Raw genomic sequence first — 20,805 nt, 5'->3', positions numbered from 1 at the left:
ATGACGCTGGAAGCGGGGGCGCCCTCAGGGGCGGCCCCGCCCTCCGCTGACCACGCGATCGTCACGGAGGGCCTGACCAAGCGCTTCAAGGGCGGGCAGATCGCGGTCGACGCCCTTGACCTGACCGTGCCGCGCGGCTCGGTCTACGGCTTCCTCGGCCCGAACGGGTCGGGCAAGACCACCACCATCCGCATGCTGCTCGGCCTGGTCACGCCCACCTCCGGCACCTACGCGACGGTGCCGCTGCCGCGGGTGGGCGCGCTGGTCGAGGGCCCGGCCTTCTACCCCTACCTGTCGGGCGAGGCCAATCTGCTGCGCTACGACGCCGCCGACCCCACCGCCTCGGGCCGCACCGCCCGCGCCAGGGTCGGCGCCGCGCTGGAGCGGGTGGGCCTGTCGGCCGCCGCCGGCAAGCGCTACCGCGCCTACTCCCTCGGCATGCGGCAGCGCCTGTCCATCGCCGCCGCCCTGCTCGGCCCGCGCGATCTGCTCATCCTCGACGAGCCGACCAACGGCCTCGACCCGCAGGGCACCCGCGAGGTCCGCACGCTGGTCAAGGAGATCGCCGCCGACGGCACCACGGTGTTCGTCTCCTCGCACCTGCTGGCCGAGATCGAGCAGATGTGCACGCACGCGGCCATCATGCGCACCGGCAGGCTCGTCGCCGACGGCACGATCGCCTCGCTGAGCGGTGGCCGCGCCCCGCGCGTCAGGGTGGAGACGCCCGACGGCGCGGACGCGGCGCGGGTGCTGCGCGGGCTCGGCCTGGCGGCCGTCACCCACGAGGGGACGCAGGTGAGCGCCGAGCTCGGCGGTCACGCCCCCGAGCGGCTCAACGTCGCGCTGGTCGAGGCCGGCGTCGCGGTCAGGGGCCTGTCGGTCGTACGGCCCAGCCTGGAAGAGGTCTTCGTCGGCCTGACGGGGGAGGGGTTCGATGTCGAAGGTTGAGCCCGAAGTGGCAGACCTGGTGGCAGACACCGTGGAAGACCCAACGGCCGGCCCGGTGGCCGGCACGCCGGTCGAGGATCCCGGCCTGCGGAGCGGGCGCGGCGCGGGAGCCAGGCGGACGCCCGGCCTGGTCCCGGTGAGCGAGTCGAGGCGCACCGCCGAGCAGGGCCCGCGCCCCGACCTGCCCGTGCCGGCCGCCTCCACCCTGGACGCCGTCACCCGGGAGGCGACGTCCGGCCCCGGAGCCGTCGCCGCGTTCGCCAGGATGCTGGGCTCCGAGCTCGGCCTGACCTTCCGCCGGCCGCGCAACCTCGCCATGCTCGCCGTCCTCGCCGCCGTCCCCGTGATCATGGGCGTCGTCCTGCGCATCCTCGGCGACGACATGGCCGACGGGCCGGGCGGCCTCATCCAGCAGGTCGCCGGCAACGGTTTCTTCCTGGCGCTCGTCTCGCTGGGCGCCCTGGTGCCGCTGCTGATGCCGGTCGCGGTCGCCGTCGTGGCGGGCGACGCGCTGGCCGGCGAGGCCGCGGGAGGCACGCTGCGGTACCTGCTGGCCGCCCCCGCCGGGCGCACCAGGCTGCTGGCGGTCAAGTTCGTCAACGCCGTGCTGTTCTGCCTGGCCGTCGCCTCGGCCGTGGCGCTCGCGGCGCTCATCACCGGCCTGCTGCTGTTCCCGGCCGGGCCCGTCACGCTGCTGTCGGGGGTCGCCATCCCGCTCGGCGACGCCCTGCTGCGCCTGCTGATCGTCATCGGCTACGTCACGCTCGGCATGGCGGCGCTGGCCGCGGTCGCGATCGCGCTGTCGACGCTGACCGAGGCGCCGATCGGCGCCATCGCGGCGACCGTCGTGCTGGTCATCGCCACCCAGGTGATGCGGGCGATCCCGCAGCTGGAGCCCGTCCAGGCGTACCTGCTGCCGAACTGGTGGAGCGGCTTCGACGCGGTCCTGCGCGACCCGATCGCCTTCGATCACCTGACCTCGGGCCTGCTGGCCTTCGGCGCCTACATCCTGCTGTTCGGCTCGTTCGCGTGGGCCCGCTTCACCAGCAAGGACATCACCTCCTGAGCCGCGGCGGGGCCGAAGGGGAGCGCACCCCTCCGGCCCCCGGTGACCGGACCGCGGGCCGGCCACCGGGCCCGCGGGTCAGGAGGGGCGGCGGCGCAGCCCGAGGAAGCCGACCACCAGGCCGATGGCTCCCACCACCAGCCCCGCGCCGCCGAGCAGCCGGGCCGTGCCGTCCGCCGCGGAAGCGGAGGCCGCCACCGGCGTCACCGAGGGCGCCGCGGGCGCGGACGAGGCGGCGGGTGCCGAGGGGGCGGCCGACGCCGTGCCGTGGTGGCCGTCGCCGGCCGTGGCGGGCGTGAGCTTCAGCAGCGGCGCCGGCCGCTCCGGCTCGGTGCCGTCGGCCGTGGGCTCGTCGGCCCACTTCACGACCTCACCGCCCGAGTAGGTCTGGCTGGTGGGGAAGACCAGCCGGTCGGTGTCGGTCGGCAGCTGCCCCATCGACACCTCGAACTCCTGGAACTGGCCCGGCTTGATCTGGCCACCCGACCAGACGACCTTGGTGACCGCCTCGGTGAGGTCGCCGTACTCGGTCTTCACCGGCTTGGGCAGCTTGCCCTCGGTGACCTTGACCTCCCAGCCGGGCACCGGCTTGACCGAGACGAAGGCCAGGGGGTGGTCGACGGGGAAGGACACCTCGATCTTCGTCGTCGAGGCGTCGTCACGCTCGTTCGGGACGCGGAAGGCGACCTTGGTGAACCCGCCCTGCTCGGCGGTTCCGGGGTTGACGGTCACATGCGCGAGGGCCGGGACGGCCAGGCCGAGGGACAGGGCGGTGGCGGCGGCGAGCACGCCAGCCGTACGGGGGAAGGTGGGCATGCGGAAACTCCACGTGTCTGTGGGAGGAAGAAGGAAAGAGGGGCGAGGTCAGCGGGCGGGAAGGGGAGGACCGCGCCTGGTGACGACGTGGCGGAGGAGCGGGCCGCCGCCGATGGCACGACGGGCGGCGGGCACCGGCGCCGGCCGTACCGCGACGGCGGTGGGCGGCGGCAGCAGACGGATCAGGCGGTGCCCGAGGCGGCGTAGCAGCGACCAGAGCGCGGCCTCGCCGCGGGCCAGCCACCAGCCGGTGACGAGGGTGACGGTCAGGTGGGCCAGCAGCATGCCGAGGCTCTCGCCGAGCCCGGACTCGTGCGCCTGCCCGTAGCCGAGGACGGCGGCGCCCCGCCCGTGGGCCGTCCCGAGGAGAGCGGCGGTGCCGTCCAGGCCGAACAGCTCGTGCAGCCCCGCCTGCAGGGCGACGAGCGTGACGTTGACGGTGGTGGACGAGCGCTCCCTGCCCGACAGCGCCAGCGCCACGGCCAGCACGGCACCGCCGCCCAGGCCGAGCATCCAGCCCGACGGGCCCGTGCCGCCGGCGGCGCGGTGGCCGAGGGCGGCCAGCAGCACGCAGACGGCCGAGAAGGCGGCCGCCCGCGTCAGCCGGAGGGGGAGGTCGGCGCGCATGGGTGCCCTCATGCTCTCACGCCAGGCCCCGGGGCGGACCGTCCGGCGACTCCGCCCGAACCATACGGCTCCGGCCAATACCTGGCTCAAACATCTGATTTGTCGCTATGGTCAGGCCCGAGGTGATGTCTGTGCGGCATTTCGCTGGTTTGCTACTCGGCGTGATCGTGACCGGTGTCCTGCTGGTCGGAGGCGGCTGGGCAGTCCAGCAGGCGCTGATGATCGCGCCTGGAACGGCCGCGCCCGTCGCGGGTCCGAAGCTGTGGGTCGCGCTCGGCGCCATGGCGGCCATCGGCCTGGTGGTCGGGCTGGTGACGGCGGGCAGGGTGTCACCGCTGGCCACGTTCGTGCCCTCGCTCGTGCTGCTGGCGTGGACGGTCGTCTACGCGCTCGACGTCCCCAGGGCCCTGTCGTTCGTGCCCGACGAGCCGTCCATGCACCGCGTCCTGGTGGAGGCGGGCGCCGGCAGCAGGACGCTGCTCACCACCGGCGTCTACGCCCTGCTGGGCGTGGCGTTGTTCCTGCCGGTGCTGATGCCCTCCCGCTGGAGCCGGCGCGACGACGCGGACGAGGAGTACGACGAGGCCGAGCAGGGCGCCTACTACTGACCGGCCCGGGTGTAGAGCCTGGTCACCACCTCTTCGATCGTCTCGTCGGGCGCGGTGGCCATCAGGTCGTCGAGCGAGCCGTCGAAGGCCAGCCTGCCGTGGTCGATGAGCATCACCCTGCGGCACAGGCGTTCGACGTCGCCGAGATCGTGCGTGGTCAGCAGCACGGTGGTGCCGCGCTCGGCGTTCACCCGCAGCAGGAACGAGCGGATGCTGTTCTTGCTGACCACGTCGAGCCCGATCGTCGGCTCGTCCAGCACCAGCACGTCGGGCGCGTGGAGCAGCGCGGCGGTCAGGTCGCCCCGCATGCGCTGGCCCAGGCTGAGCTGGCGCACCGGCGTGCGCAGGAAGGCGGCCAGGTCGAGGGTCTCCACCAGCTCGTCGAGCCGCTCGGCGAAATCCCTGCGATCTACTTTGTAAAGGAGCCGGATCAGCTCGAAGCTGTCCCGCAGCGGCAGGTCCCACCACAACGTCGTCCGCTGCCCGAACACCACGCCGATCCGCCTGGCCAGGACCGTGCGCCTGCGTGAGGGGTCGAGCCCCGCGACGCGCACCGTGCCGGAGGTGGGGGTGAGGATGCCGCACAGCATCTTGATGGTGGTGGACTTGCCCGCGCCGTTCGGGCCGAGACAGCCGACGAACTCTCCCGGCGCGACGGTGAACGACAGCTCGCGCACCGCGTGCACCAGCGTGCGCTTCACCTTGAACACGCGCCCGGCGCGCTTCAGCTCGATCATGGCTAACTCCCCGTCGATCGGTAGCGGCGGATGCCCTGGCGCCAGGCGAGGGCGGCCAGCAGGGCGAGAAGCAGGGCCGCGACGGGCCCGAGGAAACGCAGTGCCTCCGGCGTGCCGAAGGGGTCGTCCTTGCCCAGGACGTACAGGCCGGGCTGCCAGTTGACGAAGGCGAGCGGCAGCACGTAAGTGACGCCGCGCACCAGGTCGCGGCCGTAGACGCTGAAGGGGTACTGGGTGAGCTGGCCGCTGCCGTAGGTGAAGGCGTTGACCACCTCGGGGGCGTCGGTCAGCACGAACTGCACCGCCCCCGCCAGCGTCCACAGCGAGGCGAAGATGACGCCCGCGGTGGCGATCATCACCGGGACCATCCACGCCCGCTGCCACGGGATGTCGAGCGCGGCCAGCGCCATGACCAGGACGATCACCGACTGCAGCACGCGGCCGAACCTGGAGGGGGTGAACCTGTCGACGGCGGCCTGCAGCCAGGCCGGGGCCGGCTTGAGAAGCATCGTGTCCAGCGTGCCTGCCTTGATGTGCTGGCTGATCTTGTCGAGGTTGCCGACGCACATGTCGGCGACGGAGAAGGCGATGTTGGCCGCGCCGTACAGGAAGAGGACCTCCGCGCGGGTGAATCCGGCCAGCGCCGTGGTGTTGGCGAAGACCACCAGGATCACCGCGAGGTCCACGGCGGCCATCGTGAGCCCGAAGCCGACCATGAGCGCGAAGGAGACGGGGTAGGCCGCGGCGGCGCGGGTCCATGTCCAGGCCAGCATGATGTAGGTCCTAACCACCCTGGATCACCACCTTGTGCCTGATCGCCCGCGTGCCGAGCGCGCCGAGGGCGAGCAGCGCGACCGCCCAGAGCGCCTGGAACGGCACCGCGTCGGCGAAGCCCGCCTTGCCGAGGTAGACGTCGGCGGGCAGCTGCGCCATCGCGGCCCACGGCAGCGTCGCGGCCACGTCGCCGAGCAGGCCGGGAAAGATCGGCAGGGGCAGCATCATCCCGCTGAAGAAGGTGGTGAGGACCATCGACACGGTCACCACGCCGCGGTCGTCGGCCAGCCAGCACACCGACAGCGCGATCAGGTAGCGCCAGGCGAAGCTGACCAGGACGCCGAGGGCGAAGCTGGCGGCGAAGGCCGCCCACCGCCCGGCGCCGGACGGAACGACGACGCCGAACACCAGCGCGCCGGTGATCATCGGCGGGAGGCCGCGGACGAGGAACAGGTAGGCCGCCCTGCCCAGGTCCTCGGACAGGGCCCACGCCTGCAGGGAGGCGGGACGGACGAGGTCGAGGGCGATGTCGCCGGTGCGGATGCGTTCGGGAATGGTCAGGCCGCCGCCGAACAGCTGCATCGGGCCGATGAAGGCCTGGGTGACGAAGCAGAAGGTGACGGCGTCGAGCACGTCGTAGCCGGCCAGGCCGGGCCTGGCCTGCCACAGCGCGATCAGGACGTAGGCGCGCAGGATGCCGAAGACGCTGTTGGTGAAGGCTCCGGCGGCGGCGGCCCACACATAGGTGGCGTGTTTGCGGAAGCCGTACCGGATGAGCCGGAGATAGAGGGAAATGGCGTGTCACCTCCGCTGTGTGATGGCATGACGACAGCCCGTGTCCACGAGGGGGCACGGGTGTGTGGAGCGATAATTATCCGCTCGTTGATCAGGCGTCGGCAAGGCGATATCGGCGGCGGCCGCCCGCCCGCCGGTTCGCGGTGCCCCGGTTCGGTCTGTGGGGTCCGTGGTAGATGGAGATGTACGGAGCGAAGGGCCGCGTCCGACCTGGCGATGATTCACCCGAAATAGATGAGTTGCTTACTTGCCGATAGAACGATCCTCTGGAGGGAATTCTTTACCTGTGCGGCATGAGATCGACCTGGACGTCATCCCCGACTATCCGTTCAGCTGGCAGTCGCGAGCGCTCAACACGGTCATGCGCGGCACCCTGAAGCCCGCCGCCGGCCTGCTCCTGCGTCACTCCCTGGCCATCACCGCCTGCTCCCGGCTCGGCGAGCTGGCCAGGCTCGTGCCCGTGCGGCCGCCCGGCCACGTGGGCATCGTCGCGCACCGCCGCGGCGAATGGGTGCGCGCGGGGCAGGGCCTCGACGAGCGCAAGGTGCTCCTCTACTTCCATGGCGGCGGCTACTTCAGCTGCTCGCCCGCCACCCACCGGCCCATCACCTGGCGGCTGTCGGTGGTGGCCCGCCGTCCGGTCTTCGCCCTCGACTACCGGCAGGGCCCGGTCCACTCGCTGGCCGAGTCGCTGCAGGACGCCCTCGACGCCTACGGCGAGCTGATCGAACGCGGCCACGAGCCCGCCGACATCCTGCTCGCCGGCGACTCGGCGGGCGGCCACCTCACGCTGGCCACCCTGCTCGCGCTGCGCGATCGCGGGCTGCGGCTGCCCGCGGCGGCCATCTGCCTGTCGCCGTGGACCGACCTGAGCGACACCCCGCGCAGGGCCAACCGCTGGACGGACCCGATGCTGCCGGCCGGGCGCGTCGAGTGGCTGGCCAGGCGGTGGACGTCGGGTCTGGACCCGCGTGACCCGCTGGTCTCGCCGGTCTTCGGCGACTACACCGGCCTGCCACCCCTGATGATCGTCACCGGCTCGACCGAGGTGCTGCGCGACGAGGGTCGCAGGGTCGCGGTGCGCGCCCGCGCGGCGGGCGTGCCGGTGACCTACGAGGAGTGGCCGCGGATGCCGCACGTCTTCGCCATCCTGGCCGACGTGCTGCCCGAAGCGCGGCTGGTCTACCGGCACATGGCCCGCTTCCTGGCCGCCGTGCACGCCTCGGGAGAGGAATCTTCTCTCGCGGCCTGACGTTCCAGTTGTAGGTTAGGGTGACCTAACTACAGCTGGAGGGTTCTCATGACCGAGCATCGTGGCGTCGTGCTGCGGACCGAGCGGCTCACGCCGCACATGGTGCGGGTGGTGGTCGGCGGCGACGGCTTGCGTGACTTCGCCACCGCTGGGTTGACCGACCACTACGTCAAGCTCGTCTTCCCGGTGGAGGGCGTGACGTATCCGACGCCGTTCACCGTCGCGACCTGCAGGGAGCTCCTGCCGCGCGAACACTGGCCGCGGCTGCGCACCTACACCGTGCGCGCCTGGGAGCCGGCGGCGAGGGAGCTGACCCTCGACTTCGTGGTCCACGGCGACGAGGGACTGGCCGGTCCGTGGGCCGCGGCCGCCAGGCCCGGCGACGTGATCCACCTGCTGGGCCCCGGCGGCGGCTACGCGCCGAGTCCCGAGGCGGACTGGCACCTGCTCGCCGGTGACGAGAGCGCGCTCCCGGCGATCGCCGCCTCCCTGGAGGCGCTGCCCGAAGGGGCCAGGGCGCATGTCCTCGTCGAGGTCGAGTCGGCGGCGGAGGAGCAGAAGCTGGACGCTCCCGTGGTCTACCTGCACCGGGAGGGCGCGCCGTACGGGCGCAAGCTGGTCGAGGCGGTGCGCGGCCTGCACTTCCCCGAGGGCAGGGTGCACGCGTTCGTGCACGGCGAGGCGGGCTTCGTCAAGGAGTTGCGCCGCTTCCTGCGCGTGGAGCGGCAGATCCCGCTCGAGCAGCTGTCCATCTCCGGCTACTGGCGGCTCGGCGTCGACGACGAGGGCTGGCGCGCGGTCAAGAAGGAGTGGAACCGCCAGGTGGAGGTCGAGGAGAGCGCCGCCCTCGACGGATGAGCCCCGGCACTGTCCCCTCGTCCCTGAAAGCCCAGGTACCTCAGCTCTTTCTCACCTAGCGGAAAGATTCGCCTTACCTTCGATACTCCTTGTGGCAGTCCCGGGGAAATGCCTCGCCCGATCCGGTCACAGTGTGCTGTGGCCGTGGTCCAGAGCAGGAGAGGCGAGCCGGATGGCGCGTGGTACGAGCGGCATGCCGCCAGGCGTGCGACCGCTGACGGTGGGCGACCCGGTGATCATCGGCAGGTACCTGCTGCTCGGCCGCCTGGGCGCCGGCGGGATGGGGGTGGTCTACCTCGCCGAGCACCCACGGGGCGGGCTGGTGGCGCTGAAGACCCCGCACGACGTGCACCTGCGGGACGCCACGCTCCGCGCCAGGTTCGCCGAGGAGGTGACGTTCTCGCGCAGGGTGGTGCCGTTCTGCACGGCCGCCGTGATCGAGGACGGCAGTGATCGCGACCGGCCGTACCTGGTCTGCGAGTACATCCCGGGGCCGGCGCTGTCGCAGGTGGTGGTGGGGCGCGGCCCGCTGACGCCCGACCTCGCCTACGGCGTCGCGCTCGGGGTGGCCGCCGCGCTGGTCGCCGTCCACGACGCGGGGCTGGTGCACCGCGACCTCAAACCGGGCAACGTGCTGCTGTCGCCGGACGGGCCGCGCGTCATCGACTTCGGCATCGCCCGCGACGTCGACACCGCCGCCGCCCACACCCAGGCGGGGCTGGTGATGGGCAGTCCTGGCTGGGTGGCGCCCGAGCGGCTGACCGGCGGTGCCGCCGTCCCGGCCTCCGACGTGTTCGCGTGGGGCTGCCTGATCGCCTTCGCCGCCACCGGCCACCACCCGTTCGGGGCCGGCGAGGCCGACGTGCTGACCAGGCGGATCGTGCTGGAACAGCCGCGGGTCGACGGCGTGCCCGCGCTGCTGCGGCCGGCGGTGGAGGCGGCACTGGACAAGGATCCCGCCGCGCGGCCCAGCTCGGCCGAACTGCTGCGCGCCTTACTGGCCGCGGGCGGCGTGGGCGACCCCTGGGACCTGCGCGAGGCCGTCGGCCGGGTGCTGGGGGACATCTGGACACCGGTGCCGTATCCGCCGGGTGGGGGCAGGGTGCGCCTGGCCGACGCGCCGCCGGACCCGGCGGGGACCGAACCGCCGGGGCGGCCCGGCCCTGCCGCGCGCCGGCGGCGGGCCAGGTCGGGCGCTCAGCTGTCGCACGCGAGCTTCGCCGCGCTGGCCACCGTCTCGATCGCGGCCCTGACGGTGGCCGCGGCCAGCGGGGGAGCCGGGATCCGGCTGGACGGCACCCGCCGGCCGGAGGCCGTTCCCTTCGTCGTGCCCAACGGCACCGCGCAGTCCACGATCAGGCCGGATCCGCTGACCAGGGCACCGGCCGAGCCGATCCCCGCCGGGCCGTCGATCACCCCGACCGTGGTCGTCACCCAGACCAGGACGCTGGGGCCCACGACGCTGCGACCGCCGTCCACGACGCCGGAGGAGCGGAGCCGGCCCGACCACGAGAGCGTCTGGTCGCCCGACCCGCCGGGCAACGGGGACCCGGGCGACTGCGTCAACCCGGCGGGCAAGCGGCGTGGGCGTGACTGCCCGCAGCCCTCCTCCAGCATCACCACGATCCCGCAGGAGGGACCGGGCGAGACACCGGACCCGTCGGCGTCGGCGTCGGTCACCCCGACCGACCCGGTGTCGCCCGGCCCCACGGACTCCTCGCCGGGCGCCTGAACCGCGGGCCGGCTTCCTGAGCCGGGCGTTCGGGGGTCAGCGCTGCCCGGCGGGGGCGGGCCGGCGCCTGCCGTACCGGAGGGAGAGCGCGGTGGCCGCGCAGAGCAGCAGCGCGCCCGATCCGATGATGGACACGGCGACACCCGCGAGCTCCGCGACCAGGCTGCCGGCCAGCACGCCCGCGATCGTGACGTTGACCATGAGCGCGTTGGCCAGCGCGACGCCGCGCCCGCGCAGATCCTCGGGCAGGTCGCGCAGCAGGGTGTGGGCGACGGGGACCTGGAACAGGCCCGACCCGAAACCGGTCAGCAGGCACCACGCGCCGATCGCCGCGATGTGGCCGCTCCACTGGGCGGGGGCGAGCGCGACCATGGACAGGCCGAAGGCGACGATCGAGGCGGGCAGCAGCCGGTCGGGGAAACGGCGCAGCAGCGCGGGACCGGCCAGCGCGCCGAGGATCGAACCGCCGCCGAACAGCGCCTGCGCCAGCCCGAACGTGAGGGCGGGCAGCTGGAAGACGGTCAGCAGCTGGGCGTTGAGGTTGGTGGTGAACAGGCCGAGGGCGAGCATGACCGGCGTCAGGAAGACCGCCAGGTACCGCAGCGAGGGCACCGCCAGGACGCCGTGCACGCCGGCGCGCAGCGCCGCCCAGTACGGCTCGCGCGCCGCGGACGGCACCTCGCGCAGCACCGCCATGCTGCCCAGCAGCAGCGCGGAGAGCAGGAAGGTGGCCGAGTCGATCATCAGGACGAGAGGGACGCTGCCGGCCGCGACCAGCAGCCCGCCCAGCGCCGGGCCGAGCAGGTTGATCGTGTGGGCGGTGCTCTGGAACAGGGCGACCGCGGAGGGGATGCTGTGCCCGCCGACGATCTTCGGGATGGCGGCGATGCGGGCGGTCTCGAAGAACGCCTTGCCCAGGCCCTCCAGGAAGATCAGCGCCAGCAGGAGCCAGGCCGAGCGCAGGGCGGGGATCATGGCCAGCACGATCAGCGCTCGGGCCAGGTCGGATCCGATGAGCAGCACCCGCTTGGGCAGCCGGTCGGCCAGCGGGCCGACGAAGGCGCCGAGGATGCCTGACGGGAGCAGCTGCGCGACGACGACGAGCGCGATCAGCACGACGGGGGCGTCGGTGAGCGTGGCGGCGACGTAGATCAGGGTGACCTTGGTGATGGCGTCGCCGAGGAAGGACACCACGACGGCGAGCCAGTAGGTGAGGTAGGTGCGGTCCCGCAGCAGCCTGAGCACTCTCGTGAGGCTAGATCAGCCGGAAGGGGGCGAAGGTGACGGATCGCGCGGAGCGTAAAGCGCCCCGGTCCCGCGGGCGCGCGGGACCGGGGCGGTCGCCGGGGAACCCTCCCATGCCCTAGGAGGTATCGGCGAGTCCGGGCGGGCTCTTTAGTGGAACTGCTCCTCCTCGGTGGAGCCCCTGAGCGCGGTCGTCGAGGAGTCGGGCGCGATCGCCGTGCTGACCAGGTCGAAGTAGCCGGTGCCGACCTCGCGCTGGTGCCTGGTGGCGGTGTAGCCGCGCGCCTCGGCCGCGAACTCGGCCTCCTGCAGCTCGACGTAGGCGGTCATGCCGTCGGCGGCGTAGCCGTGGGCCAGGTTGAACATGGAGTGGTTCAGCGAGTGGAAGCCGGCCAGCGTGATGAACTGGAACTTGTACCCCATGTGCCCGAGCTCGCGCTGGAACTTGGCGATCGTGGAGTCGTCCAGGTGCTGCTTCCAGTTGAAGGACGGCGAGCAGTTGTAGGCGAGCATCTGGTCGGGGTACCTGGCCTTGATCGCCTCGGCGAACTCGCGGGCCACGTCGAGGTCCGGGGTGGAGGTCTCCATCCACAGCAGGTCGGCGTAGGGGGCGTAGGACAGGCCGCGGTCGATGCAGGCCTCGACGCCGTTGCGGACCCGGTAGAAGCCCTCGGCGGTACGGTCACCGGTGGTGAAGCGCTGGTCGCGGGGATCCACGTCACTGGTCAGGAGCGTCGCGGCCTGGGCGTCGGTCCGCGCGATGATCAGTGAGGGGACGCCCGACACGTCGGCCGCCAGGCGGGCGGCGTTGAGCGTCTTGATGTGCTGGCCGGTCGGGATCAGCACCTTGCCGCCGAGGTGGCCGCACTTCTTCTCCGAGGCGAGCTGGTCCTCCCAGTGCACGCCCGCGGCGCCGGCCGCGATCATGCCCTTCATCAGCTCGAAGGCGTTCAGCACGCCGCCGAAGCCGGCCTCGGCGTCGGCGACGATCGGGGCGAGCCAGTGGGTCTGGTCCGAGCCCTCCGACCAGCTGATCTGGTCGGCGCGCAGCAGCGCGTTGTTGATGCGGCGCACGACGGCGGGCACGGAGTTGGCCGGGTACAGCGACTGGTCGGGGTAGGTCTGCCCGCCGAGGTTCGCGTCCGCCGCGACCTGCCAGCCGGACAGGTAGATCGCCTTCAGGCCCGCCTTCACCTGCTGCACGGCCTGGTTGCCGGTCAGCGCGCCGAGCGCGTGCACGTAGTCCTCGGTGTGCAGCAGGTCCCACAGCCGCTCGGCGCCGAGTCTGGCAAGCGTGTGCTCCTCCTGGACGCTGCCGCGCAGCCGGACGACGTCCTCGGCGGAGTAGGTGCGCTCGGTGCCCTTCCAGCGGGGGTCGTTCTCCCATGCGTGCCGCAGCTGGTCAGCCGCTCCCTTGAGGCGATCGTCCATTTTTCACTCCTTTGTCGTCCCCTGGGTGCTTGTTCCGAGTGTCTGCCCCGGGCAAGCCCTCCCAGTAGGGTCCGAAGTACAGAAGAATCGACGAATTTCACACCTGGGACATACTGGCGGGTATTCGATAGAGAAGAATTCACGACTTTTCGCTATGGACTAGACCACTGGACCGGCTGTCACCTCGGCGTTCGGCGCCCGTCCGGTGTTCCGGCGGCGATCGGGGGTCCGTCGCCCACTTCAGCCCGGCTTCCGGTGGCTGGGTGTAGAAAAACCAGGATTCTTCCCCTTATGATGCGCGCATGGCCCCCTTGCTCGGCGAAGAACCGCTTTCTTTGACGCAGGAGCTCGATCTCATCGCCTTCGGCCAGCGCCTGCGTCACCTGCGCAAACAGCGCGGGCTGACCCTGTCCGACCTGGGGGAGCGGGTCAGCAGGGCACCCAGCCAGCTGTCCCTGCTGGAGAACGGCAAGCGCGAGCCCAAGCTGTCACTGCTCAAGTCACTGGCCACCGCGCTCAACGTCCCGGTCGAGGAACTGCTGCGCCGCCAGCCGCCCAACCGCCGCGCCCAGCTGGAGATCGCGCTCGAGGAGGCCCAGCGCGACCCGCTCTACGCCGGGCTCGGCCTGCCACGGCTCAAGGTCTCCGCCCGGGTGCCCAACGACGTCCTCGAGCACATCCTCGGCCTGTACGGCGAGCTGCGCGCCAGGCAGGCCCGCGGCACCGCCACCCCCGAGGAGGCCCGGGCGGCCAACGCCGAACTGCGCCGCAGGCAGCGCGAGCAGGGCAACTACTTCCCCGAGATCGAGAAGGCCGCGGCCGCGGCGCTGGCCGCCGTCGGCTACCGCACCGGCGCGCTGTCGCAGAGCACGGTCCAGGCGCTGGTCACCCACTTCGGCTACTCCGTCAACACCGTGCAGGACCTGCCGCGCTCCGTCAGGTCCATCACCGACCTGCGCAACCGCCGCATCTACGTCAAGCACGAGCAGCTCGGCATGCACACCCCGCGCACGATCCTGCTGCAGACCCTCGGCCACCTCGCGCTCGGCCACGGCAAGCCGCGCGACTTCGCCGACTTCCTGCTGCAGCGCACCGAGGCCAACTACTTCGCCGCCGCCGTCCTCGTGCCCGAGCGCACCGCCACCCAGTTCCTCCAGGAGGCCAAGCAGGACCGCGCCCTGTCGGTGGAGGACCTGCGCGACGTCTTCGCCGTCTCCTACGAGATGGCCGCCCACCGCTTCACCAACCTGGCCACCCACCATCTCGACCTGGTCTGCCACTTCGTCCGCAACGACGCCGGCGGCACCATCTACAAGGCCTACGAGAACGACGGCATCGTCTTCCCCGCCGACGAGCAGGGCGCCATCGAGGGGCAGCGCATGTGCCTGCAGTGGTCCGGACGGCAGGTCTTCCTGTCACCCGACCGGTTCTCGGTCTTCTACCAGTACTCCGACTCGCCGACCGGCACCTACTTCTGCGTGGCGCACGTCGACCCGTCCCGCGAACGCGACTTCGCGATCACGCTGGGCGTGCCGTACCGGGAGTCGCGGTGGTTCCGCGGGCGCGAGACGACCAACAGGACGCGCTCCAACTGCCCGAACGGCGACTGCTGCCGCCGCCCTCCGGCCGAGCTGGCCCAGCGCTGGGAGGGTTACGCCTGGCCGTCGGCACGCGCCAACTCCCACGTGCTGGCCGCGCTGCCGCCCGGCTCGTTCCCCGGCGTGGACGAGGCCGACGTTTACACCTTCCTCGAACGGCACGCCACCCACGGCTGAGCCTTCCCTAGCCCCGGCCTGGCGGGTCTGGGCCCGGGCGGTCACGTCGTACGGTTCCCGGTGGCGTGACGGGGGGTGTGCCGGGTGGTCTGTCGGGTGGCGCACGACACCCGGCTCAGCGCCACGGTCAGCGCGTCGGACGGGAGGGCGGGCAGGTCGCGGGAGCGCCAGGCGAGGTAACCGTCCGGCCGGACGAGGGCCGCGCCGCCCCGGAAGAGTCCGTAGGCGCGAAGGAACTCCGCCGGCACGCGCGGATGCGGCGAACCCGCGGTACGGCGCGCGACGACCATCGCGGGAACCCCGCGCCAGGACAGGAACACCGCCGCCGACAGGCCTACCAGCCCGCCGCCGACGACCAGCACCGATGTCGATTCCGTTCGCATGACCCTCCTCGGTCCGCGCGGCTTCGGGAACCGTCAGGTGTCTTGAGCTGTCAGGTGTCTTGAGGGGGTGTCGCCGATCCGCCGGTGTTCCCGATGCCGGTGTCCAGGATGTCCAGCGCGCGGCCGACCGTGTCGGTCAGGGTGGCGACGATCTGCTCAGGCGACCGGCCCGCGCCCCGCAGTCGTGCCGCCTCCTCGACCATGGCGGAGACGGTGGTCAGGACGAAGGCGGCGATCGCCCGTGCCGCGACGGCTCCCAGATGCGCGGGCACCCGGTCGGACAGGATCGCCGCCAGGTCCTCCTGGTATCGGGTGCCACGCAGTCGCAACGCGTCCTGCAGCGCCGGACTGTTCTGGATGATGGCGACGACACCGGCGAGCCGATCGTCGACCGCGGTCCGCGGATCTCCGCCGTCCGGCGCCTGCGGCAGCTCCGGCAGGTGGGCGAACAGGCGCGTCAGCTCGTCCTTGAGGAACGCCGGCAGCGAGGCGCTCAGCGGGAGCTGGTCGACCATGTCGATCACGTCGGCCTCGACCGGGCGGTGCCAGGCGAACAGGAGGTCCTCCTTGGCAGGGAAGTGGTTGACAACGGTCTGTTTCGCGACGTCCGCGGCCTCGGCGACGTCGGCGATGGTCACCGCGTCGTAGCCCCGCTCGCTGAACAGGGCCAGCGCGGTGGTGGCGATCCGCTCCCTGGTCTGGCGCCGCCGCCGCTCGTGCCGGGACGGCGCGCCTTCCTGCTGCGGCTGTGGCCGGTCGGCGCCGCTCGCGTCGGTGCTCATAGAAGGACCGTACCATGAATGGGACGATACCAGTACTGGTACCAGTATAATGACCTGCCGGGCACATCAGGCCGCGTCGTGGAAGACCAGGCCCAGGGTGTGCCGCCGGCCGCGCCGTACCGTGCTGACGCCGTGCCGGACCGGCGATGCCGACCAGCCGCGGGAGGAGCGGACAGGGCGGTCCCTCGTGGTGAAGACCAACCCGTGACCCTGCGGCAGCAGCGTCACCGTGCCCCGCGACTGGGCCCGTGGCCGCTGCTCGACCAGCAGGAACTCGCCACCCTCGTAGTCGGCGCCAGGCGCGTCCAGCCCGATCACGACCTGCAGGGGGAAGACGAGGTCGCCGTACAGGTCGCGGTGCAGCGCGTTCCAGTCGCCGTCCCGGTAGCGCAGCAGGATCGGGGTGGACTTGGTCTGCCCCGCCGCGTGGCACATCTCCAGCCATTCCGCCAGCGTGTCCGGCCAGGGGGCGGGCCTACCGAGCCTGGCGGCCCAGTCCCTGGCGATGGGCAGCAGGCGGGGGTAGAACGCCTGCCGCAACTCCTCCACCGGCTCAGGGAAGGGCCGGTCGAAGTAGCGGTACTGGCCCCGGCCGAACCGGTAGCGCTCCATGTCGATCGTCGAGCGGAACTGGGCGACCTCGTCGTACAGGCCGGCGATCTCGCGGCACTCGTCCGGGGTGAGGACCGGACCGGTCAGCGCGCACCCGTGCGCGTCCATCTCCTCGGCCAGGGCGGCCCAGTCGGCCCTGTCCACGCGTTCGTGCGGCTTAGGCATGATCTGCTCCTTTCTCGATGTCAGACGAACAGCGGCTGCAGCGCGCCCTCGTGGGTCAGCAGGAACCGCTTGCGCTCCAGGCCGCCGGCGTAGCCGGTCAGCGACCCGTTGGCGCCGATCACCCGGTGACACGGCCTGACGATCAGCAGCGGGTTGGCGCCGATCGCCCCGCCCACCGCGCGGATCCGGTCGCGCGGCGCCCCGACCTGCTCGGCGAGCCGGCCGTAGGTGGTGGTCCTGCCGTACGGCAGGCCGTCCAGCGCGGCCCACACCGTCTCCTGGAAGGCGCTGCCGTGGTGGACGAAGTCCAGCTCGAAGCCGGTCCGCTCGCCCGCGAAGTACTCGCGCAGCTGGCGCTCGACCACGGCGAACGCGCCGGGGTCGCGCCGCCCCGCCCGCGCGCCGCCCTGGCCGGCGCTCTGGCCGGCGCTCTGGTCAGCGCCCTGCGTCGCGCCCTGGTCAGCGAACGACACGGACGCCAGGGCCAGCCCGCCCCTGGCCGCCTCGGACCGCTCCCCGATCAGCAGCAGCTCGCCGATCGGGCTGTCGACCGTCGTGTGGACGTTCATGCTCCGCACCCTTCTTCGTGGTGTCCCTCTCTTGAGAGAACACCGGAGGGCCCAGGAAGGATCGGCGGTTTTCGGACCTCGCGGTGGCGATGCGGCGCGCTCGTCGGGCGGCCGCCGGTCAGGGCGGCCTCCCGTCGGACGACCCCTCGTCAGGAACGCCTGAGCCGGACTCTAAGCTGAGGTGACATCGACGGGGGAGGGGCGTGTGCTGCCTGAGGTAGAGGCGTGGCTGCGGAGCCGCACGTCCTCAGCCGCCGACTGGCCCCTCGAGGCGCTCCTGGAGCGCAAGGGCGACACGACGATCAGCGTCGTCCTGCCCGCCCGCGACGAGCGCGAGACCGTCGGCGAGATCGTCGGGATGATCAGGCGGGAGCTGCGCGCCCTGGTCGACGAGGTCGTGGTGATCGACTCCCGCTCGAGCGACGACACCGCCGTGGTGGCCGCCAGGGCGGGCGCGTCCGTGCACGCCCAGGACGAGATCCTGCCCGATCTCAAACCGCTCGACGGCAAGGGCGAGGCGCTGTGGAAGTCGCTGGCGGTCACCTCGGGCGACCTGCTGGCCTTCATCGACGCCGACCTGCGCGACTTCCGCTCCTCCATGGTGACCGGGCTGCTCGGTCCGCTGCTGTCCGACCCGTCCGTGGTCTACGTCAAGGGCAGCTACGACCGTCCCCTGCTCGGCGCGCCCACCGGCGGCGGCAGGGTGACCGAGCTGGTGGCCCGCCCGCTCATCAACATGCACTGGCCCGAGCTGGCGGGGTTCGTGCAGCCGCTGGCGGGAGAGTACGCAGGGCGGCGCTCGGCGCTCGAACGCGTCCCCTTCGTCACCGGCTACGGCGTCGAGCTCGGTCTGCTGGTCGACCTGTACGAGCTGGCCGGGCTCGACGCGCTGGCCCAGGTCGACCTCGGCTCCCGCGAGCACTCCCACCAGTCGACCGAGGCGCTCGGCGGGATGGCGGGGCAGATCATGCTGGCCGCCTGGTCCCGGCTCGAGCGGCAGGGCAAGATGATCCCGCTCCACGAGCCTTCCGTACGGCTGTCGCAGTTCCGCAGGAACGAGCGTGGTCACCACGTGCTGACCAGGAACGTCTCGGTCGCGGAACGACCTCCGATGATCACCGTGGCCGGTTGACCCGGACGGGCCGACGCGCCCTTGTCCGCGCTCGACCAAGCGCGCCGGATCAGGACTCGCAGGCGCAGATGACCGCCTGGATCCGGTCGCGCAGGCCGAGCTTGGACAGCACGTTACTGACGTGGGCCGGGGCGGCCGCCGTCTCCCTCCGCACATCGATGTCATCCGGTCTCCGAAAGCGGCGGCACCTCCCGGTCTTCGAGGGCGGCGGCGCCTCCCGGTCTCCGAGAGCGGCAGCGTAATGCGGTCTTCGAAAGCGGCGGCGTCTCCCGGTCTTCGAGAGCGGCGGCGCTGACGGTGACACCGCGAGCGTTGTCCGGGAGAAGGCTCAGGGGTGCTGGTGGTGCCGGCCGCTGTCGTCGAGGCCGGGGTGGGTCCGCGAGCGGAAGGTGCGGCGGTAGGTGTCCGGGGGCACGCCGACCGTGCGGTTGAAGTGCCGGCGCAACGTCGTGGCGGTGCCCATGCCGGTGGCCGCCGCGATGGTGTCGACGCTGTCGTCGGTGGTCTCCAGCAACTCCTGGGCGTGGCGGATCCGCTGGGTCAGCAGCCACTGCAGCGGAGTCGTACCCGTCACCGACCTGAAATGGCGGCCCAGGTTGCGCGAGCTCATCCGCGCCTGGCGGGCCAGGTCCTCCACGGTCAGCGGATGGTCCAGCCGTTCCATCACCCAGGGGAACAGTTCGGCGAGCGGGTGGTTGTCCGGGGCGGGCACCGGGGTGGTGACGAACTGCGCCTGGCCCCCGTCCCGGTGCGGCGGCACGACCAGGCGGCGGGCGACCACGTTGGCGATCGCCGAGCCGCGGTCGAGGCGGACGAGGTGCAGGCACAGGTCCACGGCGGCGGCCTTGCCGGCGGAGGTGAGCACGCTGCCGTTGTCCACGTAGAGGACGTCCGGGTCCACCTTCACCTGCGGGTAGCGGGCGGCCAAGGTGTGGGTGTGCGCCCAGTGCGTCGTCGCGCGCCGCCCGTCCAGGAGGCCGGCGGCGGCCAGCACGAAGGCGCCCGTGCACAGTGAGGCCACGCGCGCGCCTGCCTCGTGGGCCGCGCGCACCGAGTCGACCAGATCGGCGGGTGGGTCCTCGTCGACGTCGGCCCAGCCCGGGACGATCACCGTGTCGGCGTCCGGCAGCCGGTCGAGGCCGTGGTCGGGCTCCAGCCGGAACCTGCCTGCCCGCACGGAGCCCGGCCCGCAGACGGCGACGCTGTACCAGGGGCCTGCCACGCCGTCCGGGGCGGCGCCGAAGATCTCGTACGCCACGGACAGTTCGAAGTGCAGCATCCCGTCGGTGACGGCCAGCGCGACAGTACCCATGTCCGGAATTGTACGTGTCATGGCGTTCCGGACACTCGCGGTGGGATGCCGGCCTTCGCCAGGATGTCCGCAACCAATCATTCGAGGACAGGGGACCACCCATGGGATCGGGGCACACAGTAGCGGTGTTCGGCGCGTACGGGCACACCGGGCGTTTCGTGGTGGCACAGCTGCTGGAGCGCGGGTCCGTTCCGGTTCTGTCCGGGCGCGACGCCGACAAGCTGAAGATGCTGGCGGCGTCCGAATCCGGGCTGGAGGCCCGGCCGGCGTCGGTCGACGACCCGGCCTCGCTCGACCGCGCACTGGCCGGTGCGGCGGCCGTGATCAACTGTGCCGGGCCCTTCGCCGATACCGCCGCCCCCGTGATCGAGGCGGCACTGCGCGCCGGGATCCCGTATGTGGACGTGGCGGCCGAAGTCGAGGCCAACGTCGACACGTTCGCGCACTTCACCGACCGCGCCCGCGACGCGGGAGCGGTGATCGTCCCCGCGATGGCCTTCTACGGCGGCCTCGGCGACCTGCTGGCCACCGCGACCATGGGCGACTGGGCCACGGCCGACGAAGCGCACGTCGCGTACGGGCTGAGCAACTGGCACCCCACCGCCGGAACGCGTGCCGCGGGCGCGGTCTCCCGGCAGCGGCGGGGCGGACGCCGCGTTCGATACACGAACGGACAGCTGGAGTACCGCCATGACGACCCGCCGACCCTCGACTGGCCGTTTCCCGACCCGTTGGGCACCCGGGCGGTCATCGGGGAGTTCACGATGGCCGACGTGGTCACCATCCCCAGCCACCTGTCCATCCCTGAGGTGCGCACGTACATGACGGTCGAGGCGGCCAGAGACGTGTCGGCCCCGGACACACCGACGCCGGCCACGGTCGACGAGCATGGGCGGTCGGCGCAGACCTTCCTTGTCGACGTCGTCGTGCGCTCCGGCGGCACCGAACGGCGCGCTGTGGCCAGAGGCCAGGACATCTACGCCGTCACCGCGCCGCTCGCGGTGGAAGCGGTCGACCGCATCCTCACGGGACGGACCAGGACGGTCGGTGTCGCCTCCGCGGGTGCGGTCTTCGACGCGCCGGACTTCCTCCGCGCACTGTCCCCGCACATTTCCATTGACCTGCGCCAGTAGCGCCAACAGACCGGGCCGCTCCCGGTGTGGATGTACAGGTTCCATGCCGGCTT

Annotated in this window: 21 protein-coding genes; 9 read left to right on the top strand and 12 right to left on the bottom strand. The window is 72.1% G+C overall.

All coding sequences use genetic code 11. The annotated features are described in order from the left end of the window. The gene (locus tag ACWDLG_RS42850) at nt 1-948 is read left to right on the top strand and encodes an ATP-binding cassette domain-containing protein (protein ID WP_449931065.1); all 948 of its coding nucleotides are present in this window, start codon (nt 1-3) and stop codon (nt 946-948) included. Next, complete coding sequence (locus ACWDLG_RS42845) at nt 935-2,014, top strand: ABC transporter permease (protein WP_449931063.1); 1,080 nt, start codon at nt 935-937, stop codon at nt 2,012-2,014. The genes ACWDLG_RS42850 and ACWDLG_RS42845 overlap by 14 nt, the downstream gene beginning before the upstream one ends. A gap of 78 nt (nt 2,015-2,092) precedes the next feature. Here the strand turns inward: ACWDLG_RS42845 and ACWDLG_RS42840 are convergent, their stop codons facing one another. Both ACWDLG_RS42840 and ACWDLG_RS42835 read right to left on the bottom strand, forming a co-directional pair. After that, nucleotides 2,093-2,830 carry a YcnI family copper-binding membrane protein gene (locus ACWDLG_RS42840; RefSeq protein ID WP_449931061.1) on the bottom strand — a complete coding sequence of 246 codons (738 nt, stop codon included), beginning with the start codon at nt 2,828-2,830 and terminating at the stop codon, nt 2,093-2,095. A 48-nt stretch (nt 2,831-2,878) separates the two neighbouring features. Then, on the bottom strand, nt 2,879-3,457 hold the full coding sequence (locus tag ACWDLG_RS42835) for an MFS transporter (RefSeq protein WP_354921520.1): 579 nt from the start codon (nt 3,455-3,457) through the stop codon (nt 2,879-2,881). A gap of 161 nt (nt 3,458-3,618) precedes the next feature. Here ACWDLG_RS42835 and ACWDLG_RS42830 point away from each other — a divergent pair, with 161 nt between their 5' ends. Beyond that, on the top strand, nt 3,619-4,065 hold the full coding sequence (locus ACWDLG_RS42830; protein ID WP_354921517.1) for a hypothetical protein: 447 nt from the start codon (nt 3,619-3,621) through the stop codon (nt 4,063-4,065). Here the strand turns inward: ACWDLG_RS42830 and ACWDLG_RS42825 are convergent. From ACWDLG_RS42825 to ACWDLG_RS42815, 3 genes are read right to left on the bottom strand one after another with little or no spacing between them, the layout of a single operon-like run. Beyond that, nucleotides 4,059-4,802 carry an ABC transporter ATP-binding protein gene (locus ACWDLG_RS42825; protein ID WP_449931058.1) on the bottom strand — a complete coding sequence of 248 codons (744 nt, stop codon included), beginning with the start codon at nt 4,800-4,802 and terminating at the stop codon, nt 4,059-4,061. The two genes, ACWDLG_RS42830 and ACWDLG_RS42825, sit on opposite strands and share 7 nt — an antisense overlap. A 2-nt stretch (nt 4,803-4,804) precedes the next feature. Further along, the gene (locus ACWDLG_RS42820) at nt 4,805-5,593 is read right to left on the bottom strand and encodes an ABC transporter permease (RefSeq protein WP_449931056.1); all 789 of its coding nucleotides are present in this window, start codon (nt 5,591-5,593) and stop codon (nt 4,805-4,807) included. Next, complete coding sequence (locus ACWDLG_RS42815) at nt 5,586-6,317, bottom strand: ABC transporter permease (protein ID WP_449931054.1); 732 nt, start codon at nt 6,315-6,317, stop codon at nt 5,586-5,588. The genes ACWDLG_RS42820 and ACWDLG_RS42815 overlap by 8 nt, the downstream gene beginning before the upstream one ends. 340 nt (nt 6,318-6,657) lie before the next feature. Here ACWDLG_RS42815 and ACWDLG_RS42810 point away from each other — a divergent pair, with 340 nt between their 5' ends. From ACWDLG_RS42810 to ACWDLG_RS42800, 3 genes are all read left to right on the top strand, one after another. After that, the gene (locus ACWDLG_RS42810) at nt 6,658-7,623 is read left to right on the top strand and encodes an alpha/beta hydrolase fold domain-containing protein (RefSeq protein WP_449931052.1); all 966 of its coding nucleotides are present in this window, start codon (nt 6,658-6,660) and stop codon (nt 7,621-7,623) included. Between the two features lie 48 nt (nt 7,624-7,671). Beyond that, nucleotides 7,672-8,481 (top strand): siderophore-interacting protein, encoded by an 810-nt coding sequence (locus ACWDLG_RS42805; protein ID WP_354921505.1) that lies wholly within the window; start codon nt 7,672-7,674, stop codon nt 8,479-8,481. A gap of 172 nt (nt 8,482-8,653) precedes the next feature. After that, a complete protein-coding gene (locus ACWDLG_RS42800) occupies nt 8,654-10,213 on the top strand; it encodes a protein kinase domain-containing protein (RefSeq protein ID WP_449931049.1) in 1,560 nt (519 codons plus the stop codon). Nucleotides 10,214-10,249: 36 nt separating this feature from the next. On the opposite strand, the gene ACWDLG_RS42795 is transcribed toward ACWDLG_RS42800, so the two are convergent. Further along, complete coding sequence (locus ACWDLG_RS42795) at nt 10,250-11,458, bottom strand: MFS transporter (RefSeq protein WP_449931047.1); 1,209 nt, start codon at nt 11,456-11,458, stop codon at nt 10,250-10,252. A 150-nt stretch (nt 11,459-11,608) separates the two neighbouring features. Continuing rightward, the gene (gene aceA / locus ACWDLG_RS42790) at nt 11,609-12,889 is read right to left on the bottom strand and encodes an isocitrate lyase (protein WP_354921496.1); all 1,281 of its coding nucleotides are present in this window, start codon (nt 12,887-12,889) and stop codon (nt 11,609-11,611) included. A 302-nt stretch (nt 12,890-13,191) separates the two neighbouring features. Here aceA and ACWDLG_RS42785 point away from each other — a divergent pair, with 302 nt between their 5' ends. Beyond that, nucleotides 13,192-14,664, top strand: coding sequence for a helix-turn-helix domain-containing protein (locus ACWDLG_RS42785; RefSeq protein WP_449931044.1), 1,473 nt, complete (start codon nt 13,192-13,194; stop codon nt 14,662-14,664). Between the two features lie 41 nt (nt 14,665-14,705). Here ACWDLG_RS42785 and ACWDLG_RS42780 read toward each other — a convergent pair whose 3' ends face one another. The 4 genes from ACWDLG_RS42780 to ACWDLG_RS42765 all read right to left on the bottom strand — a co-directional run bounded on the left by ACWDLG_RS42780 (nt 14,706) and on the right by ACWDLG_RS42765 (nt 17,175). After that, on the bottom strand, nt 14,706-15,047 hold the full coding sequence (locus ACWDLG_RS42780; RefSeq protein WP_449931042.1) for an FAD-dependent monooxygenase: 342 nt from the start codon (nt 15,045-15,047) through the stop codon (nt 14,706-14,708). A gap of 50 nt (nt 15,048-15,097) precedes the next feature. Then, complete coding sequence (locus tag ACWDLG_RS42775; protein ID WP_449931040.1) at nt 15,098-15,829, bottom strand: TetR/AcrR family transcriptional regulator; 732 nt, start codon at nt 15,827-15,829, stop codon at nt 15,098-15,100. A gap of 66 nt (nt 15,830-15,895) precedes the next feature. Next, on the bottom strand, nt 15,896-16,606 hold the full coding sequence (locus ACWDLG_RS42770; RefSeq protein WP_449931038.1) for a 2OG-Fe(II) oxygenase: 711 nt from the start codon (nt 16,604-16,606) through the stop codon (nt 15,896-15,898). Between the two features lie 20 nt (nt 16,607-16,626). Then, nucleotides 16,627-17,175, bottom strand: coding sequence for a methylated-DNA--[protein]-cysteine S-methyltransferase (locus ACWDLG_RS42765; RefSeq protein ID WP_449931036.1), 549 nt, complete (start codon nt 17,173-17,175; stop codon nt 16,627-16,629). A gap of 205 nt (nt 17,176-17,380) precedes the next feature. Between ACWDLG_RS42765 and ACWDLG_RS42760 the strand changes: the two genes are divergently transcribed. Then, the gene (locus ACWDLG_RS42760) at nt 17,381-18,307 is read left to right on the top strand and encodes a glucosyl-3-phosphoglycerate synthase (RefSeq protein ID WP_449931034.1); all 927 of its coding nucleotides are present in this window, start codon (nt 17,381-17,383) and stop codon (nt 18,305-18,307) included. 328 nt (nt 18,308-18,635) lie between these two features. Here the strand turns inward: ACWDLG_RS42760 and ACWDLG_RS42755 are convergent, their stop codons facing one another. Next, on the bottom strand, nt 18,636-19,619 hold the full coding sequence (locus ACWDLG_RS42755; RefSeq protein ID WP_449931032.1) for a helix-turn-helix domain-containing protein: 984 nt from the start codon (nt 19,617-19,619) through the stop codon (nt 18,636-18,638). Between the two features lie 101 nt (nt 19,620-19,720). Between ACWDLG_RS42755 and ACWDLG_RS42750 the strand changes: the two genes are divergently transcribed. Continuing rightward, nucleotides 19,721-20,752 carry a saccharopine dehydrogenase family protein gene (locus ACWDLG_RS42750; protein WP_449931030.1) on the top strand — a complete coding sequence of 344 codons (1,032 nt, stop codon included), beginning with the start codon at nt 19,721-19,723 and terminating at the stop codon, nt 20,750-20,752. The last annotated feature ends 53 nt before the right edge of the window (nt 20,753-20,805 follow it).

The organism is Nonomuraea sp. NPDC003727 (assembly GCF_053586935.1).
The sequence above is the reverse complement of the archived record's forward strand: the minus strand, read 5'-3'. Positions and strand labels throughout refer to the sequence as shown.